Origin of the sequence: Gallintestinimicrobium propionicum (genome assembly GCF_025567525.1) — a bacterium.
Classification (GTDB): Bacteria; Bacillota; Clostridia; order Lachnospirales; family Lachnospiraceae; genus Gallintestinimicrobium; species Gallintestinimicrobium propionicum.
This window is the reverse complement of record NZ_JAOQJY010000006.1, coordinates 46564-63450: the sequence shown is the minus strand read 5'-3', so window position 1 is coordinate 63450 and position 16887 is coordinate 46564. Positions and strand designations below refer to the sequence as shown.

General features: G+C 50.9%; 17 protein-coding genes. 16 read left to right on the top strand and 1 reads right to left on the bottom strand.

The features are described from left to right. Positions 1-3: 3 nt before the first annotated feature. From OCV62_RS06200 to OCV62_RS06140, 13 genes are all read left to right on the top strand, one after another. On the top strand, positions 4-534 hold the full coding sequence (locus OCV62_RS06200; RefSeq protein WP_262585622.1) for a bifunctional adenosylcobinamide kinase/adenosylcobinamide-phosphate guanylyltransferase: 531 nt from the start codon (positions 4-6) through the stop codon (positions 532-534). Beyond that, the gene (locus OCV62_RS06195; RefSeq protein WP_262585621.1) at positions 531-1289 is read left to right on the top strand and encodes an adenosylcobinamide-GDP ribazoletransferase; all 759 of its coding nucleotides are present in this window, start codon (positions 531-533) and stop codon (positions 1287-1289) included. The genes OCV62_RS06200 and OCV62_RS06195 overlap by 4 nt, the downstream gene beginning before the upstream one ends. 83 nt (positions 1290-1372) lie before the next feature. Continuing rightward, positions 1373-1726 carry a bifunctional adenosylcobinamide kinase/adenosylcobinamide-phosphate guanylyltransferase gene (locus OCV62_RS06190; protein WP_262585620.1) on the top strand — a complete coding sequence of 118 codons (354 nt, stop codon included), beginning with the start codon at positions 1373-1375 and terminating at the stop codon, positions 1724-1726. 55 nt (positions 1727-1781) lie between these two features. Further along, on the top strand, positions 1782-2396 hold the full coding sequence (locus tag OCV62_RS06185; RefSeq protein ID WP_262585619.1) for a histidine phosphatase family protein: 615 nt from the start codon (positions 1782-1784) through the stop codon (positions 2394-2396). Then, positions 2393-3358: an adenosylcobinamide-phosphate synthase CbiB gene (cbiB, locus tag OCV62_RS06180; protein ID WP_262585618.1), complete on the top strand. Its 966-nt coding sequence runs from the start codon at positions 2393-2395 to the stop codon at positions 3356-3358. The genes OCV62_RS06185 and cbiB overlap by 4 nt, the downstream gene beginning before the upstream one ends. A gap of 85 nt (positions 3359-3443) precedes the next feature. Beyond that, positions 3444-4514 (top strand): pyridoxal phosphate-dependent aminotransferase, encoded by a 1071-nt coding sequence (locus OCV62_RS06175; protein WP_262585617.1) that lies wholly within the window; start codon positions 3444-3446, stop codon positions 4512-4514. 57 nt (positions 4515-4571) lie between these two features. Beyond that, positions 4572-6113: a cobyric acid synthase gene (locus tag OCV62_RS06170; protein WP_262585616.1), complete on the top strand. Its 1542-nt coding sequence runs from the start codon at positions 4572-4574 to the stop codon at positions 6111-6113. Then, complete coding sequence (locus OCV62_RS06165; protein ID WP_021916049.1) at positions 6110-6745, top strand: precorrin-8X methylmutase; 636 nt, start codon at positions 6110-6112, stop codon at positions 6743-6745. The genes OCV62_RS06170 and OCV62_RS06165 overlap by 4 nt, the downstream gene beginning before the upstream one ends. A gap of 165 nt (positions 6746-6910) precedes the next feature. Then, positions 6911-7213: a hypothetical protein gene (locus OCV62_RS06160; protein ID WP_262585615.1), complete on the top strand. Its 303-nt coding sequence runs from the start codon at positions 6911-6913 to the stop codon at positions 7211-7213. A 58-nt stretch (positions 7214-7271) separates the two neighbouring features. Next, entirely contained in the window at positions 7272-9032 is a 1761-nt protein-coding gene (locus OCV62_RS06155; RefSeq protein ID WP_021916047.1) for an ABC transporter ATP-binding protein, read from the top strand. 21 nt (positions 9033-9053) lie between these two features. Continuing rightward, complete coding sequence (locus tag OCV62_RS06150; protein WP_262585614.1) at positions 9054-10661, top strand: MBL fold metallo-hydrolase RNA specificity domain-containing protein; 1608 nt, start codon at positions 9054-9056, stop codon at positions 10659-10661. A 26-nt stretch (positions 10662-10687) separates the two neighbouring features. Next, positions 10688-11536: a thymidylate synthase gene (gene thyA, locus OCV62_RS06145; RefSeq protein WP_021916045.1), complete on the top strand. Its 849-nt coding sequence runs from the start codon at positions 10688-10690 to the stop codon at positions 11534-11536. 19 nt (positions 11537-11555) lie between these two features. Beyond that, positions 11556-12050 carry a dihydrofolate reductase gene (locus OCV62_RS06140; protein ID WP_021916044.1) on the top strand — a complete coding sequence of 165 codons (495 nt, stop codon included), beginning with the start codon at positions 11556-11558 and terminating at the stop codon, positions 12048-12050. A gap of 266 nt (positions 12051-12316) precedes the next feature. On the opposite strand, the gene OCV62_RS06135 is transcribed toward OCV62_RS06140, so the two are convergent. Then, positions 12317-12721, bottom strand: coding sequence for a putative ABC transporter permease (locus OCV62_RS06135; RefSeq protein WP_262585613.1), 405 nt, complete (start codon positions 12719-12721; stop codon positions 12317-12319). Positions 12722-12803: 82 nt separating this feature from the next. Here OCV62_RS06135 and pheA point away from each other — a divergent pair, with 82 nt between their 5' ends. Genes pheA through OCV62_RS06120 form a run of 3 tightly spaced genes read left to right on the top strand, consistent with a single transcriptional unit; the run spans position 12804 to position 16842 of the window. Beyond that, positions 12804-13928, top strand: a complete 1125-nt coding sequence (gene pheA / locus OCV62_RS06130) for a prephenate dehydratase (protein ID WP_118496218.1) — start codon at positions 12804-12806, stop codon at positions 13926-13928. 45 nt (positions 13929-13973) lie between these two features. Then, positions 13974-15260, top strand: coding sequence for an ATP-binding protein (locus OCV62_RS06125; protein ID WP_117959555.1), 1287 nt, complete (start codon positions 13974-13976; stop codon positions 15258-15260). Between the two features lie 55 nt (positions 15261-15315). After that, entirely contained in the window at positions 15316-16842 is a 1527-nt protein-coding gene (locus OCV62_RS06120; RefSeq protein ID WP_262585612.1) for a Ppx/GppA phosphatase family protein, read from the top strand. The last annotated feature ends 45 nt before the right edge of the window (positions 16843-16887 follow it).

Here is a 16887-nt window from a genome sequence, read left to right as displayed (position 1 = left end):
GATATGCTGACATTGATTGTGGGCGGAAGCGCGAGTGGAAAGAGCGCTTTTGCGGAAAATTACGCGATGGAAGCCGGGGAAAACCGTATTTACATCGCAACGATGCAGCCGATGGACAACGAATGTCTGGCACGGATTGAAAAACATCGTGGGATGCGCGCACAGAAAAATTTTCAGACAGTGGAATGTTATACCGGTTTAAAACAGGTGCGCGTTCCGAAAGACAGCGTCGTTTTGCTGGAATGTATGAGCAACCTGACTGCGAATGAAATCTACGCGCCGGAGGGCGTCGGAGAGGATCGGTGCAGCGAAGAAATTCTGGTAGGCGTAAAAGCTCTGGAAAACCAGTGCAGGCATCTGATCATTGTCAGCAACGAAGTGTTCGAGGGCGGGACAAATTATGATCCGTCTACGGTGCGGTATCTGGATATCCTCGGAAAAATCAACCGGGAAATTGCAAAAATGGCGGATGCGGCAGCGGAAATTACAGCAGGGTGTTGGATCTGGCATAAGCAGGGAGGAAAAATCCAATGATTTCGACAGTGATCGTGGCATTTTCGATGTTTTCGGCAATTCCGATGCCGCAGACAGAATGGACAAATAAAAGTATGCGCTATGCGTTGTGCGCGTTCCCGCTGATCGGCGCAGTGATCGGCGCGCTGGTGTGCCTGTGGCGTTTTGTGTGCCTGCGGATGGAGTTTTCGGAATGGATACTGGCGGCGGGAATCTGTGTACTTCCGGTGCTTGTGACCGGAGGCATTCATCTGGACGGCTTCTGCGATACGGCAGATGCGCTGGCAAGTCATCAGGATACAGAAAAAAAGCTACAGATTTTAAAGGACCCTCATATGGGCGCGTTCGCGGCGATCTGGCTGGGCTGTTATTTTATCGCCCAGCTTGCTCTTGCAGTGACGGCAGCACAAATGCAGGCAGATCTGATGGCGCTGGCGTTTGGCTATTGTATCAGCAGAAGCCTTTCCGGGCTTGCAGTTGCGAGCTTTCCTCTTGCGAAAAACAGTGGTCTGGCATATACTTTTGCAGAGTACGCGGATAAAAAGAAGGTGCGAACGTTTCTTGCTGTCCTGGCAGCAGTCCTTTGTGTCCTTTGCTGTATTTGCTGTAGGAAAAAAGGAATTGGCGTAAGCATTGCCGCAATCGGGACTTTTTTGTATTATCGGTTCCGGCTGATTGGAAAATTCGGCGGCCTGTCGGGGGACCTGGCAGGATGGTTTGTCCAGATGTGCGAACTTTTCATGCTGGCAGCAGTGGTACTGACAGAGTATCTGTAGTGCGGCAAAAAACATCGCAGATGCGATCTTGTAAATGGCGCTGGCGAAGGGTAGTTTTTGCAGGAGAAGGGAAAAAAACAGGCATGATTTATATTTTTGGACCATATGCAGCCGGAAAACGGGAGTATGTCCGGGAAACTTTCGGCTATACGGAAGCAGATTTTTCGACAAAAGCAGAGGATAGCTGCAGGGTGCTTTACGATGCACAGCAGCTGGCTTCCAAAGTCGGAAATCGGCCGGAAGAGCTGGAAAAGCTGGCGGAGCAGCTTTGCAGAAAAGAAGTCGTCATCGCAACGGAAACCGGGTGCGGTGTCGTGCCGATAGATGCTGCAGAGCGGGAGGCAAGAGAAGCAGCCGGACGGCTGTCGATTCTGCTTGCAAAACGGGCGCAGAAAGTCATTCGTGTCTGGTGCGGCCTGCCGGAGAGCCTTCGATAACAGCTGTCTGGACCGACCGTCAACAGGGGAGGTGTGGCAGAAATGAGAGGAAAATATGGAGCAGAAGATAGAAATCTGGCTGATCCGCCATGGAAAAACGCCAGAAAATGAGCAGCACCGTTATATCGGGTGGCTGGATTCCTCCCTCGGAAGTGCTGGAAAAGCGGAGCTTATCCGCGCTTCGGAAACCGTTTCCAAAGTATGGGTGACGAACAGACGCAGGACACAGGAAACGGCGCAGATTCTGTTTCCAGGAGCAGAGCAGATCCTTGTACCGGGGCTGGAAGAAATGAATTTCGGCAGTTTTGAAGGAAAAAATTTTGAAGAGATGCAAAATGACAGCGCCTATCGGAGCTGGGTGGAGAGCGGCTGCCTGGATGTCTGTCCGGGCGGGGAGAGCAAAGCAGTTTTTTGCAGCCGCGTCTGCAGCGCTTTTTTGGAGCTGACCCAGGGATGGCAGCAGAAAGAACCGCAGGCAGTTTATCCGGTTGTGGCCCACGGCGGCACGCAGATGGCTCTGTTAGAACAATTCGGAGAACCGAAAAGAAGTTATTATGAAGGACAGACGCAGGCCGGGGACGGCTGGAAGCTTGTCTGGGAAAACGAAAGGCTCTGGATAAAGGGGCAGCTTTCGTTTCGCAGGCAGCAGGAAAAGAGAGGAAAAAGATGAGAATAGCAGCAGCCGTTTTATGCGGCTTTTTCATGGATTTATGCCTGGGGGATCCGGACTGGATGCCGCACCCGGTTATTTATATGGGAAAAGCAATCAGCGCGCTGGAAAAATTTCTGCGCAGGAGGTTTCCGGATACTCAAAAGGGACTTCTGATGGCGGGAGCAGCCCTGGCAGCGATTCTGCCGCTTGGAAGCTTTCTGATGGCGGCAGCCGCAATTTATCTGGCAGGTCTGGTGCATCCCGTGCTGGCATTTTTGCTGGAAACGCTGTGGTGTTGGCAGGCGCTTGCGGTGAAGGGACTGTATACAGAGAGCATGCGGGTGAAAAAAAAGCTGGAAGAGCAGGATCTGCCCGGCGCCAGGAGCGCGGTGGCAAGAATTGTCGGAAGGGATACGCAGAATCTGGACGCAGCGGGAGTTGCAAAGGCTGCGATTGAGACGGTGGCGGAAAATTTTTCGGACGGTGTGGCAGCACCGCTTTTTTATCTGGTGATCGGAGGTGCGCCGTTGGGACTTTGCTATAAAGCGATCAATACGATGGACAGCATGGTCGGCTATAAAAATGACCGGTATCTGTACTTTGGACGCGCGGCAGCAAAGCTGGACGACATTGCAAACTATATTCCGGCGCGGATTTCTGCTTTTTTGATGATGTTTGCAGCATGTCTGAGCGGGCAGAACGCAAAGCATGCGTTTCAAATCTGGAAGCGCGACCGTTACAATCACGCAAGCCCGAATTCCGCCCAGACAGAAAGTGTGGCGGCAGGAGCACTGGACATCCTGCTTGCAGGGGATGCATGGTATTTTGGAAAGCTGGTAAAAAAGCCGACGATTGGAGAAAATCTGCGGCCGGTGGAAGCAGCAGATATTATGCGGATTAACCGGATGATGATCACAGCGAGCCTGATCGCGCTCGTGCTGTTTCTTGCGGTCAGATGTGTACTGTGTATATTGTTATAGAATATATAGATGGCTTGCGGGGAAGGTGCAGAAGAATGCACAAAAGAAAGCTGTGTAGCCTGTACGCAGGCAGAGGGAGAAAGGAATGGAACTGATTCATGGCGGAGACTGGGCAGGACAAAAGGAGCGTCTGGGAAACCGCAGCATCCGGGATTTTTCTGCAAATGTAAGTCCGCTGGGCGTGCCGGATGGCGTCCGGGAGGCGATCTGCCGGGCGGCAGGGAAAATAGACCGTTATCCGGATCCGTTATGCAGAAAACTGATTCAAAAACTCTCGGAGGAGCTTTCCTGTCCGGAAGAATGGATTGTCTGTGGCAACGGGGCAGCGGATCTGATCTATCGGCTGTTTCAGGCGGAAAAACCGAAAAAAGTGCTGCTGACAGCTCCGGCATTTGCGGAGTATGAGCAGGCGGCAGCACTTGTCGGGAGCAGGATTTATTTTTATGAACTAAAAGAAGAAGATCAGTTTCAGATTCAGGAGGATATTCTGGGACAGATTACGCCGGATACAGATCTTGTTTTTCTGTGTGAACCGAATAATCCGACCGGGCAGTGCACAAAACACAGCCTGCTGACAGCAATTCTGGAGCGCTGTCGGGAATGCAGTGCACTTCTTGTGCTGGATGAGTGTTTTCTGGAATTTTTACCGGATCGGAAGGAGCGGACGCTTTTGCCGTATCTTGGACAGTATCCGAATCTGGTGATTCTGAGGGCGTTTACGAAGCTCTATGCGATGGCGGGGGTCCGGCTTGGATATTGCGTGTGCAGTGATGCAAAGCGAAAAGAACAGCTGATGGAAAGCGGACAGCCGTGGGGAGTGTCGCTTCTGGCACAGGAAGCCGGAGCCGCCGCACTTTCGGAGCAGGCATATGCAGACCGGGTGAGGAAACTGGTGGAACAACAGCGACCGATCCTGGTAAAGGGTTTGCGGCAGGCAGGATTTACAGTCTGGGAGGGAAAAGCCAATTATCTGTTGTTTCGCAGTCACGATGCGACGCTTGGAAAAAGAATGGAAGAAGCAGGATTCCCGATGCGGGACTGCTCCAATTATCATAACCTGCAGCCCGGGGACTACCGGATTGCAGTGCGCACAGAGGAAGAAAACCGTGGGTTTCTGGAGGCACTTTTTTTGTGTCAGGGAAAAAAGCAGCTTTGAACCCGATTGCGTCGGGACCGTCGGAAGGCGTTTGCGGAAATGGAATGAGGAAAAACAATGAAGCAAAATATTATGATTCAGGGCACGATGTCGAGTGCCGGAAAGAGCCTGATCTGCGCGGCGCTGTGCCGTATTTTTACGCAGGATGGTTTTAAGACTGCACCGTTTAAAAGCCAGAATATGGCGCTCAACAGTTTTATCACGGAAGACGGGGCAGAGATGGGGCGCGCGCAGGTCATGCAGGCGGAAGCTGCGAAAATCAGACCGGATGCGAGGATGAACCCGATTCTGTTAAAACCTACCAGTGATGTGGGAAGTCAGGTTATTGTCAACGGGCATGTGCTCGGAAACATGCCTGCAGCGTCTTATTTTAAATATAAAAAGCAGCTTGTGCCGGAAATCATGAAAGCTTACCGATCCCTGGAAGAGGAATATGACATTATTGTGATTGAGGGCGCGGGCAGCCCGGCAGAGATCAATTTAAAGAAAAACGATATCGTCAACATGGGCATGGCGAAGATGGTGGACGCGCCGGTGCTGCTTGCCGGAGATATTGACCGGGGCGGCGTTTTTGCGCAGCTTTACGGGACAGTTGCCCTGCTGGAAGAGGAAGAAAGAAACCGGGTGAAAGGACTGATTATCAACAAGTTCCGGGGAGACGTTGAGATTTTAAAACCCGGACTTGCAACGCTGGAGGAGCTGACGAAAATTCCGGTAGCAGGTGTCATTCCGTGGATTTATGCAAAGCTGGATGATGAGGACAGTCTCGCGCCTCGTCTGTCCCGGGTACAGGCGGGGGCAGGCGTGGATATCGCAGTGGTTCGCCTGCCGCATATTTCGAATTTTACCGATTTTAACCCGTTGGAGCAGCAGCCCGGAATCAGTCTGCGTTATGCAGGGGATGTAAAAACGCTCGGGCAGCCGGATATGGTGATTGTACCCGGAAGCAAAAATACGATGAGCGACTTGAAATGGATGCGCCAGAATGGTATGGAAGCCGCCATTTTGAAGCTTGCGGCAGCAAACGTGCCGGTGCTGGGAATCTGCGGGGGCTATCAGATGCTGGGCGAAAGCATCGAAGACCCGGATGGGGAAGAAGAGGGCGGAAGCCTGCATGGAATGGGGCTTTTGCCGGTTAGAACCGTTTTTGAAAAAGAAAAGGTGCAGACGCGGGTGACAGGAGAAATTCTTCAAAACCCGGGCGCAGGAGACGGACTGTTCGCTGCGCTTTGCGGCAGTGTATTTTCCGGTTATGAAATTCATATGGGACATACAACAGGAAACGGAAAAAACTCGTTCTCCAGAATCCGGACGCTGACAAACGGAAGCACAGAAGCAGAGGAGGACTGGCAGGCAGACGGCGCAGTCTGCGGCAATGTTGCCGGTACTTATGTGCACGGACTTTTTGAAGACGGGTCGCTGACAAAAAATCTGTGTAGCGCGCTGCTTTCCAAAAAGGGAATCTGTGCAGAGGCGCTGACACAGGATTATGCGGCATTTAAGGAAAGCCAGTATGATCTTCTGGCAGCTGAAGTCAGAAAAGCACTGGATATGGAACAGATTTACCGGATGATGGAGAAGCAGGAGGGCGACAGATGAGCTATCAATACGTACTGCCGGGTGAGATTGAAAAACGTAGTTTTGAGATCCTTACGAAGGAGCTGGGTGACCGGAAGCTTTTACCGGAAAACGAGCCGGTTATCAAACGGGTGATTCATACGACGGCAGATTTTGACTATGTAGACAACCTTGTTTTTTCGGACGGCGCGGTAACAAAAGCTGTGGAAGCATTCAAAGCCGGGGCTGGAATTGTGACAGATACGCAGATGGCCCTTTCCGGCATCCATAAAAGCACCCTGGAGAGTTTTGGCGGGACCGCACGTTGTTTTATGAGCGATCCGGAAGTGGCAAGGCTTGCGAAAGAAAGACAGACGACCCGCGCGTGGGTGAGTATGGAGGAAGCGGCCAGGCTTCCGGGCAGATGGGTTTTTGCGATCGGGAATGCGCCGACTGCGCTGATTCGCCTGCATGAGCTGATCCTGGAGAAAAAAGTGGATCCTGTGCTGGTCATCGGGGTTCCGGTGGGCTTTGTCAATGTAGTGGAAAGCAAGGAAGAAATTCTGAAGGATCCGGTGCCGTATATTGTGGCGCGTGGACGAAAGGGTGGTTCGAACGTAGCGGCGGCAATCTGTAATGCCCTGTTATATACCGCCGCCGGAAGGACGCTATAGGCAGATACGGACTGTATTTGGCGGCTGTAGGCATCCCGGCAGCCAAAGCTGCGTCAGTGAAAAAAGGAATCGGAACGGCACACGCCTGGGCGCTTTTGCCAACCGGAGCAAAACCGGTTGCTTTGGCATTTCATAAGCCCGAGCTTCCATAGAAGCAGGCGTTCGATGTCCTGTCTGGATATGCAGGAAGCGCCGGGACGGCAGGCGGTTGGCAGCGTGCAGGCCGGACGGCCGGAAGCAGGGCAGGCGGTTTGCGTACAACAGTCCGGAGAATCACCGCTGCAGCGGCTGGAAACGTTGTCTGCACGGCAGCAGGAAGAACAGAAAGCCATCATGGAAGTCTCCTTACAAAAGACGGGGAAGACACTGCCTTTTTTCTTATCTTATGAAGAGGAAAAACAGGGGGTGACAAAGCGGGAAGCAGTTTCACCTGCCGTTTACATGAGAGCTGTTTTTGTGTTATACTAAAAAAAACGGATGGTATAGTCCGTCTGTAAAATACGAGTGATGAGGGGAGAAAATTGCCATGAAAGACAGGCAATATACAACAAAAGAACTATTCCGGCGCTTTCAGCCATATTTTAAACCATACTGGAAAACACTGGTGCTGGATTTATTCTGCGCCGGGCTGACGACACTGTGCGAGCTGGTGCTGCCGATGATTATGCGTTACATTACCAATCAGGGATTGTATCATCTGGCAGAGCTTTCGGTTCAGACAATTCTGGGCGTGGTTGCGATTTATCTGGCGCTGCGCATAGTGGACTGCGTTGCCACTTATTATATGGCGGGCGTCGGACATATCATGGGCGCGAAAATCGAAACAGACATGCGCCGGGACGCGTATCAGCATCTGCATCAGCTGTCGAATACCTATTATAATAATACCAAGGTCGGACAGATCATGGGACGGATTACGAACGACCTGTTTGATGTGACCGAATTTGCGCATCACTGCCCGGAAGAATTTTTTATTGCCGGGGTTAAGCTCGTGATCGCATTTATCATCCTGATGCGGATCAATGTGCTTCTGACGCTGATTATTTTCCTGATTGTTCCGATCATGGTTGCAGTGTGCATGCATCTGAATTTTAAAATGCGCGATGTATTCCGCAGACAGAGAAACCAGATTGGCGAATTAAACGCCCGCATTGAGGACAGCCTGCTGGGGCAGAAGGTTGTAAAGGCATTTACAAATGAACAGATGGAGACGAACAAGTTTGAGACAGACAACAGACAGTTCTTTGACATCAAACGAGATTCCTATCATCTGATGGCGGTCTTTAATGCGACAACCCACGCTTTTGATGGCGCAATGTATGTGTCTGTTTTGCTTTTCGGCAGCATATTTATGATAAAGGGATGGGTCGCGGCAGGCGACCTGGTGGCGTTTCTTTTGTATGTGACGACGCTGATTGCGACGATCCGCAGGATTATCGAGTTTGCGGAACAGTTCCAGCGCGGCATGACAGGAATTGAACGGTTTTTGCAGATCATGGATGCGGACATCGAAATTTTCGATGAGGCAGACGCTGTGGAAATGGGAGAGCCGAAGGGCGAAATCGCATTCCACAATGTGAGCTTTGAATATCCGGATGATCACAATCAGGTGTTCAAAAACTTAAACCTGACAATTCATCCGGGAGAAAAGGTAGCACTGGTAGGACCTTCCGGCGGCGGAAAAACAACGCTGTGCAACCTGATCCCGCGTTTTTATGATGTGACGGGTGGCGAGATCACAATTGACGGAAAATCGATCAAACATTTCACGTTAAAGAGCCTGCGCCATAATATCGGCATCGTGCAGCAGGATGTTTATCTGTTCTCGGGCACGATCTATGACAATATCGTTTACGGAAGACCGGATGCGACACGTGAAGAAGTGATGGAAGCTGCAAAACGTGCGGGCGCGCATGAGTTTATCACAGAGTTGAAGGATGGCTACGACACCTACGTGGGCGAGCGGGGCGTAAAGCTATCCGGCGGACAGAAGCAGAGAATCAGTATCGCCCGTGTCTTTTTAAAGAACCCGCCGATTATTATTTTGGATGAGGCGACCAGTGCGCTGGATAACGAGAGCGAATACGAGGTAGCAAAATCCCTTGGCAGGCTGTCTGAAGGGCGCACGACGCTGACCATCGCACACAGGCTTTCTTCTATCCGAAATTCCGATCGTATTTTGGTGCTGACCCATGACGGCATCGTGGAAGAAGGCAATCATGAAGAGCTTCTGGAAAAGCATGGCATATATGACCAATTCTACCGGATGGCGAACGAATTGAAATAAAAAAAAAGGGGGCAATGGTGTATGAAGCTGCAGTTTATCGGTGCGAATCATGAAGTGACAGGAAGCTGTCATTACCTGCAGGCAGGAGACAGTTATATGCTGGTCGATTACGGAATGGAACAGGGCGTCAACCGGTTTGAAAACTGCCCGCTGCCGGTTCCGGAATCTCAGATCAATTTTGTGTTTTTAACGCATGCCCATATCGATCATTCCGGCATGCTGCCGCTTTTGTACGCACACGGCTTCCGCGGCAAGATTTATACAACGGAAGCGACCGCGGACTTATGCAGCATTATGCTCCGGGACTGCGCCCATATTCAGCAGCAGGAGGCGGAGTGGAAAAGCAGGAAGGCAAAACGCCATGCCGGAATCGAAGTGGAGGAGCCGTTGTATACGATGGAGGATGCGATCGGCACCATCAACTGTATCGTACCATGCCCGTATGGGAAAGAATTGGAAATAAACGATAACGTGACGATCCGGTTTACAGACGTCGGGCATCTGCTTGGATCCGCCAGCATCGAGGTATGGCTCAAAGAAGAGGGCTGCAGCAGAAAACTTGTTTTTTCAGGGGATATCGGCAACAAAAACCAGCCGCTGATAAAAGATCCGGAATATACAAAAACGGCAGATTATGTCGTGATGGAGTCGACCTATGGCGACCGCCTGCACGGCAGTACGCGCCCGGATTATGTCAGAGAGCTGACTCAGATCATCCAGGAGACGCTGGATAAGGGTGGAAATGTGGTCATTCCGTCGTTTGCGGTTGGGCGCACACAGGAAATGCTGTATTTTATCCGCAAAATCAAGGCGGATGGACTGGTTTCCAATCATGCGGATTTTCCGGTCTATGTGGACAGTCCGCTTGCGGTGGAGGCAACCGGTATTTTCAAACAAAACGAGAGGACCTGCTTTGACGAAGAGGCGATGGAGCTTGTCAGACAGGGCATCAATCCCATCACGTTTCCGGGGCTGCGCCTTGCGATCACGAGCGACGAATCCAAGGCGATCAATTTCGATGAAACGCCGAAGGTCATCATTTCCGCTTCCGGCATGTGCGATGCCGGGCGCGTGCGCCATCATTTAAAGCACAACCTCTGGAGACCGGAATGTACGATTCTGTTTGTTGGCTATCAGTCGATTGGCACGCCGGGACGGGCACTGGTAGACGGAGTGAAAGAAATGAGGCTGTTCGGAGAGACGGTGGATGTAAACGCACAGATCAGGGTGTTAACCGGAATATCCGGACATGCGGACAAAAACGGTTTAATCGACTGGATCGAGGGCTTTGAAACAAAGCCGAAAAAAGTGTTTATTGTGCACGGTGAGGATCTCGTTACGATGTCGTTTGCGGACTGCTTAAAGGATGAACACGGGATCGATGCGTTTGCACCCTACAGCGGAACGGTCTTTAATCTGACGACGGAGACGTTTGAAGAGATTACAGAGCCTGTCGCTGTGAAAAAGAAGACCGCTGCAGCATCCGGCGGGCAGAGCAGCGCATACAACCGTCTTGTGGCTGCAGGACAGCGCCTGATGGCGTTGATTGGGCACTGCAAAGGAATGGCAAATAAGGATCTGGCGAAATTTGCAGACCAGATCAATTCGCTTTGCGATAAATGGAATTAAAATCAGGAGGAATCAAGGATAAGCATATGAGCATGGCAGATGAAATCTTTATCAATATGTGCCGGGATATTCTGGAAAATGGAACGAGTACGGAGGGAGAAAAGGTACGCCCGCACTGGCCGGACGGAACCAGCGCCTATACGATCAAAAAGTTCGGCGTAGTAAACCGCTACGACTTATCGAAGGAATTTCCGCTCCTGACGCTTCGCCGCACCGCTTTAAAGAGTGCGACGGACGAGATTTTGTGGATCTGGCAGCAGAAATCCAATAATATCCATGACTTACACAGTCATATCTGGGACGAATGGGCGGATGAAGACGGCAGTATCGGCAAGGCTTACGGCTATCAGCTTGGTGTAAAGCATCTGTATAAAGAGGGCTTGTTTGATCAGGTGGACCGCGTGATTTACGATCTGAAAAACAATCCGTTTTCGAGAAGAATCCTGACGAATATTTATGTGCATCAGGATTTGCATGAAATGAACCTGTATCCCTGTGCCTACAGCATGACCTTTAATGTGACGCAGAAGATAGGACACGATAAACTGACTTTAAATGCAGTTTTAAACCAGCGTTCCCAGGACGTTCTGGCGGCAAATAACTGGAATGTGGTGCAGTATTCTGTGCTTTTGCATATGCTGGCACAGGTGTGCGATATGGAGGTCGGCGAGCTGGTGCATGTCATTGCGGATGCGCATATCTATGACCGCCATGTGCCGATTATCAAAGAACTGATTTCGCGGACGCCCTATCCGGCACCGAAATTCTGGTTAAATCCGGAGATCAAGGATTTTTATCAGTTCACAAGAAACGACGTGCGCGCAGACGATTATGTGACCGGGGAGCAGATCAAGGACATCCCGATCGCAATTTGACGATAAAAGGAGAATACGCATGAATCTGATTGTAGCAGTGGATAAAAATTGGGCGATTGGCAATAAAGGGGAGCTGCTGGTGCGGATTCCGGCAGATCATAAGATGTTCCGACAGGAGACGACCGGAAAGGTTGTCGTGCTCGGAAGAAAGACGATGGATACATTTCCGGGCGGACAGCCGCTCAAAAACCGGGATAATATTATCCTGTCCCGCAACGAGGCATATCAGCAGAAGGATGCGCAGGTTGTGCATTCCGTCGAAGAGCTTCTGGAGGCGGTCAAGGGATATGACACGAAGGAGGTTTATGTCATCGGCGGAAGCAGCGTATACGAGCAGCTGCTGCCATACTGTGATACCGCGCATGTGACTAAAATTGACCATGCCTATGAAGCGGATGCGTGGTTCCCGAATCTGGACGAGGATCCGGACTGGGAAATCACAGCCGACAGTGACGAGCAGTATTACTTCGACCTGACCTATCATTTCCTTAAGTATGAGCGCAAAAAGGGCTGAGCACAGACGGAAAGCTATGGCAGCCACGACAGCTTTGGCAGCCGCGGCTGCTGTGGATGCAAACGATCCGGCCTTCGGTGCAGTTTTTTTGTGTCATAGGAAACTTCGTCCTATGACACAAAAACGCTCCGCGCGGATCGCACTGCGGCGGAATGGTAGAATGTCGCTTACGCGACCCGCCGCAGGCGGAGAATCCTGCTTCGCAGGATTCTTTTTTACTGCGACAGCTGCCGGTGTCCGCAGAGGTATGAAACCGCCCTGCACTGTCACGTCCGCGAATCGTCCGCAGCGACCGCTTTTTCAAACAGTAGTCCGATTAAAAACCACGCCGGCGCGAAGTCGAGGCGAATCACATGGCTGATGTTCCAGGGGCTTTTCTGGTAGCTCCAGGGGCATTGGCCTTTTTTATCCAGAAAACGCCCGGTGGCGTACTCGACGGAAAAGATGCCGGTCATATAGATCAGCCCGCGCACGGTTTTTGGCAAATGCTTTAAAATCCGGTAGACGGGGCCGATCAGACAGGCGCAGCCGTAGATCGGAAACATCCATAAAGAAGTATGGCAGGTCAGCGTTTTGTCCTGACGGCGCAGCGCTTCTGCGCCAGATACAAGGATTTCGAGGCACCAGCCGAGGGTGCCGCATTTTAAAAAATCTTTACACAATTTTTTCATGGAAATAGTATGTGCAAAACTTCAAATTCCATGCAAACTGTGCTAAGATTAAGAGTGAAAAATACAGATGGAGGAAGCGTTCATGGATTTGTCTACGCTCAGGAATGAAATAGACCGGATTGACAGCCAGCTGGTGCAGCTGTATGAGCAGCGCATGGAAATCTGCAGTCAGGTGGCAGAATATAAGATCGAAAATGGAAAAAAAGTATTTGACAAAACCAGAGAGGAAGAAAAGCTGGCGCGGGTACGCTCCCTGACCCATAATGATTTTAACAGTCAGGGTGTGACGGAGCTGTTTGAACAGATCATGGCGATGAGCCGAAAGCTCCAGTACCAGATGCTGGAAAGCCATGGACGCACCGGCAGGCTGCCCTTTATCCCGGTCGAAAATCTGGATACCAAAAAGGCGAGAGTTGTATTTCAGGGCGCAGAGGGCGCATATTCCCAGGCTGCGATGATGCGCTTTTTCGGGGAACGCATCGACAGCATCCATGTGGACAGCTTCCGGGACGCAATGAGCGCGATCGAAGAGGGAAGCGCGGAGTTTGCGGTGCTTCCAATTGAAAATTCGACGGCAGGGATCGTCAGCGAGATTTACGATCTTCTGGTAGAATTTGAAAACTATATCGTCGGTGAGCAGATTTTAAAAATCGAGCATTGCCTGCTGGGTGTTCCGGGGACGAAGATTTCCGACATTCAGACCGTATATTCCCATCCGCAGTCGCTGATGCAGAGCTCGCGCTTTTTAGGCGGGCATTCCTGGCAGCAGATTTCCATGCCGAATAATGCGTTTGCAGCGCGGAAGGTTGCAGAAGATCGTTTAAAAACCCAGGCAGCAATCGCCAGTGAGTATGCCGGGAAGGTTTACGGGCTGGAGGTATTACAGAAGCCGGTCAACAACGTTTCCAACAATTCAACCCGGTTTATCATCGTGACGAACCAGAAGATTTTTAAGAAGAATGCAAAGAAAATCAGCATCTGCTTTGAAGTACCGCACGAGAGCGGCTCGCTGTACCATATGCTGTCGCATTTTATTTACAATCATTTAAATCTGACAAAGATCGAGAGCCGTCCGATCGAGGGACGGACGTGGGAATACCGGTTCTTCCTGGATTTTGAGGGAAATCTGGAAGACAGCGCCGTGAAGAACGCGCTGCGGGGACTTCGGGAAGAGGCCTCGAACATGAAGATTCTGGGAAATTACTAAACGGTTGAAAACAGCCGGATAAGCGGAAAGGGAGAATACAACAAGATGAAAACAGAACAGCTGATCCTTTACCGGGATTTTGAAGAAGGGGATTTGCTGACAGACATGGTCTGGCTGGCAGAAAACTATGCGGATGATTTTTACAATCTGTCGGATAAGGCGGGGCTCTTATACGACTGCATGCATCGGCTGTTAGACATGGCGGGCAGATACGGCTTTTATGGAAATCTCTGGCACTGCTATCTTGCAAATCTTCTGGTAAATAAGGAAAACAGCTATAGCTGCAGCGCGGAAATCCGTGGCAGCGTGGAAGGCAGCGTGAATCTGGCGGCGCTTCACGATATCCGGATTTTCAAGGAATTTTATGATTATGATCTGCAAACGGTAGCAAAAGCGCTCGGAGCAGAGGAGTTTTCTATCGTACTTTTCTACGAGGGCAATCCGCAGGAGAGCAAAGTATACAATACCCGTATCCGTGACCGGATCTGCGATCTTGCGCAGCGGTTCTGTCTGGACCATACGCCGGAAGAAATGAAGCAGACTCTTACAGAATTTTATCAGGAATACGGCGTAGGACGGTTCGGGCTGCATAAGGCATTCCGGATTGAAAAGAGAGACGGGCGCGCTGAAATCGTGCCGATCACCAATATCGCGCATGTGAAGCTGTCCGACCTGGTTGGCTATGAGATCCAGAAAAAGAAGCTGACGGACAATACAGAAGCGTTTGTCAACGGCAAAAAGGCGAATAACTGCCTGCTCTATGGCGACGCGGGAACCGGAAAGTCCTCCTGTATCAAGGCGATTGCCAACGAATATTACGGCAGCGGGCTGCGCATCATCGAGGTGTACAAACATCAGTTCCAGGATTTAAACGATGTAATCGCGCAGATCAAAAACCGGAACTACAAGTTCATTATTTACATGGATGATTTAAGCTTTGAAGAATTTGAGATCGAATATAAATATCTGAAGGCGGTCATCGAGGGCGGTCTGGAAAAGAAGCCGGAAAACGTCCTGATCTATGCAACCTCCAACAGACGGCATCTGATCCGGGAGACCTTTAAGGACAAACAGGACAGGGATGAAGAGCTGCATGTCAACGATACCGTGCAGGAAAAGCTTTCTCTCGTGTCGCGCTTCGGCGTCAGCATTTATTTCGGCTCTCCGGACAAAAAGCAGTTTCAGAAGATCGTTTCGACGCTGGCAGACCGTTATGGCGTAAGGATGAGCGAAGACGAGCTTTTGTTAAAGGCGAACCAATGGGAGCTGTCCCACGGCGGACTTTCCGGGCGGACGGCGCAGCAGTTTATCGATTATCTGTTAGGACAGTAAGCGTGCATTCTATTGTATGCGGCAGGAAAAGAGGCAGAAAGGATCATTCTGGCATATGAAAACGTTTGCGGCAATTAACGTGGGCTCCTATGAGCAGACCCTGAAAATTTATACGATCACCAAAAACAACGGCATCCGGGAGGTGGACTGGATTCGGAATCGTCTGGATCTTGGCGGTACTTTTGCGACCGGAAAGCTGAGCCATGAGGTGATGGACGAACTGTGCGCGGTACTGCGCAATTTTGTTTCGATTATGGAAGGTTATCGGGTGGATGACTACCGCGCCTGTGCGACGAGCGCCATCCGGGAAACAAAAAATACGGCGATCGTTCTGGATCAGATCATGCAGCGTACCGGAGTCAAGCTGGATGTGCTGAGCAACTCGGAACAGCGTTTCCTCGATTATAAATCGATCGCCAGCCGCGGCGGCTTCGAAAAAATCATCGAAAAAGGAACACTTGTTCTGGATATCGGCGGCGGCAGCATTCAGATGTCACTGTTTGATAAGGATAAGCTTTCCGCGACGCAGAACATGCGCCTTGGCGTTTTGCGGCTGCAGGAAAAAATGAGCCGCTTAAATGTGCGCCCCTCTGAGAACGGTCCGCTTCTGGAGGAACTTCTGGAAGCACAGCTTTCTGTCTTCCGCAAGATGTATTTAAAGGATCGCGTGATCGAAAATATCATCGTAGTGGATGACTATATTTCCGCGCTGATTTTGGGAAAGCTCGGCAAAGTAGCCGGAAGCGGATATCTGGACCGGGATTCGATGGCATCTTATATGAATTATCTGCAGGATCATACGGATATGGAAATCGTGCGCTATTTTGATACACCGGAAGAAAATGTGCCTTTGCTTCGAATTTCATCCGCAATTGTCCGTCAGGTCGCGCTGATGACGGATGCAAAGATGATTTGGGCACCGGGCGTGTCGCTATGCGACGGCATGGTATACGAATATGCGGAAGAATATAAACTTCTGGCACAGGTGCATGATTTCGAACAGGATATCGTGACATGTGCGCGCGGCATCAGCAAGCGTTATATGGGCAGCAAGCGCCGTGCGGAGACGCTGGAGCAGATCGCACTGACGATTTTTGACAGCATGAAGCGCGTGCATGGCATGGGCAGACGGGAACGGCTGTTGCTTCGGATCGCAACGCTTCTGCACGACTGCGGCAAATATATCAGCATGGTCAATCTCGGAGAGTGCTCCTATGCGATCATCATGGCAACGGAGATTATCGGGCTGTCGCACCGGGAGCGGGAAATCGTCGCCAATATCGTGCGCTATAATCACCTGGAATTCGACTACAGCATGGAAAACAGCGAGGGGATCGACCGGGAGGAATACTTAACGATCGTCAAGCTGACTGCGATTTTGCAGATCGCGAACGCGCTTGACCGCAGCCACAAGCAGAAATGCAGGGATATCAAGGCGGTGCGCAAGGACGACAAGCTGATCTTGACAATCACTACCAACGAGGATATTACATTGGAAAGAGGTCTGTTTGGTTCTCGGGCAGAGTTTTTCCGGGAGGTTTACAGCATCGAGCCGGTGATCCGGCAGAAACGGATTTTGTAAAACTGTGCCTGCACATGCTTTGACCGCAGTGGGAAATATCGCAGT

Bases quoted from the DNA above. Each gene is read 5' to 3' on its own strand.
- OCV62_RS06195 (WP_262585621.1), top strand. From the start codon at position 531: ATGATTTCGACAGTGATCGTGGCATTTTCGATGTTTTCGGCAATTCCG.
- OCV62_RS06140 (WP_021916044.1), top strand. From the start codon at position 11,556: ATGAATCTGATTGTAGCAGTGGATAAAAATTGGGCGATTGGCAATAAA.
- OCV62_RS06120 (WP_262585612.1), top strand. From the start codon at position 15,316: ATGAAAACGTTTGCGGCAATTAACGTGGGCTCCTATGAGCAGACCCTG.
- OCV62_RS06170 (WP_262585616.1), top strand. From the start codon at position 4,572: ATGAAGCAAAATATTATGATTCAGGGCACGATGTCGAGTGCCGGAAAG.
- OCV62_RS06160 (WP_262585615.1), top strand. From the start codon at position 6,911: ATGTCCTGTCTGGATATGCAGGAAGCGCCGGGACGGCAGGCGGTTGGC.
- OCV62_RS06185 (WP_262585619.1), top strand. From the start codon at position 1,782: ATGGAGCAGAAGATAGAAATCTGGCTGATCCGCCATGGAAAAACGCCA.
- cbiB (WP_262585618.1), top strand. From the start codon at position 2,393: ATGAGAATAGCAGCAGCCGTTTTATGCGGCTTTTTCATGGATTTATGC.
- OCV62_RS06135 (WP_262585613.1), bottom strand. From the start codon at position 12,721: ATGAAAAAATTGTGTAAAGATTTTTTAAAATGCGGCACCCTCGGCTGG.
- OCV62_RS06175 (WP_262585617.1), top strand. From the start codon at position 3,444: ATGGAACTGATTCATGGCGGAGACTGGGCAGGACAAAAGGAGCGTCTG.
- OCV62_RS06155 (WP_021916047.1), top strand. From the start codon at position 7,272: ATGAAAGACAGGCAATATACAACAAAAGAACTATTCCGGCGCTTTCAG.
- OCV62_RS06125 (WP_117959555.1), top strand. From the start codon at position 13,974: ATGAAAACAGAACAGCTGATCCTTTACCGGGATTTTGAAGAAGGGGAT.
- OCV62_RS06165 (WP_021916049.1), top strand. From the start codon at position 6,110: ATGAGCTATCAATACGTACTGCCGGGTGAGATTGAAAAACGTAGTTTT.
- OCV62_RS06190 (WP_262585620.1), top strand. From the start codon at position 1,373: ATGATTTATATTTTTGGACCATATGCAGCCGGAAAACGGGAGTATGTC.
- OCV62_RS06150 (WP_262585614.1), top strand. From the start codon at position 9,054: ATGAAGCTGCAGTTTATCGGTGCGAATCATGAAGTGACAGGAAGCTGT.
- OCV62_RS06200 (WP_262585622.1), top strand. From the start codon at position 4: ATGCTGACATTGATTGTGGGCGGAAGCGCGAGTGGAAAGAGCGCTTTT.
- pheA (WP_118496218.1), top strand. From the start codon at position 12,804: ATGGATTTGTCTACGCTCAGGAATGAAATAGACCGGATTGACAGCCAG.
- thyA (WP_021916045.1), top strand. From the start codon at position 10,688: ATGAGCATGGCAGATGAAATCTTTATCAATATGTGCCGGGATATTCTG.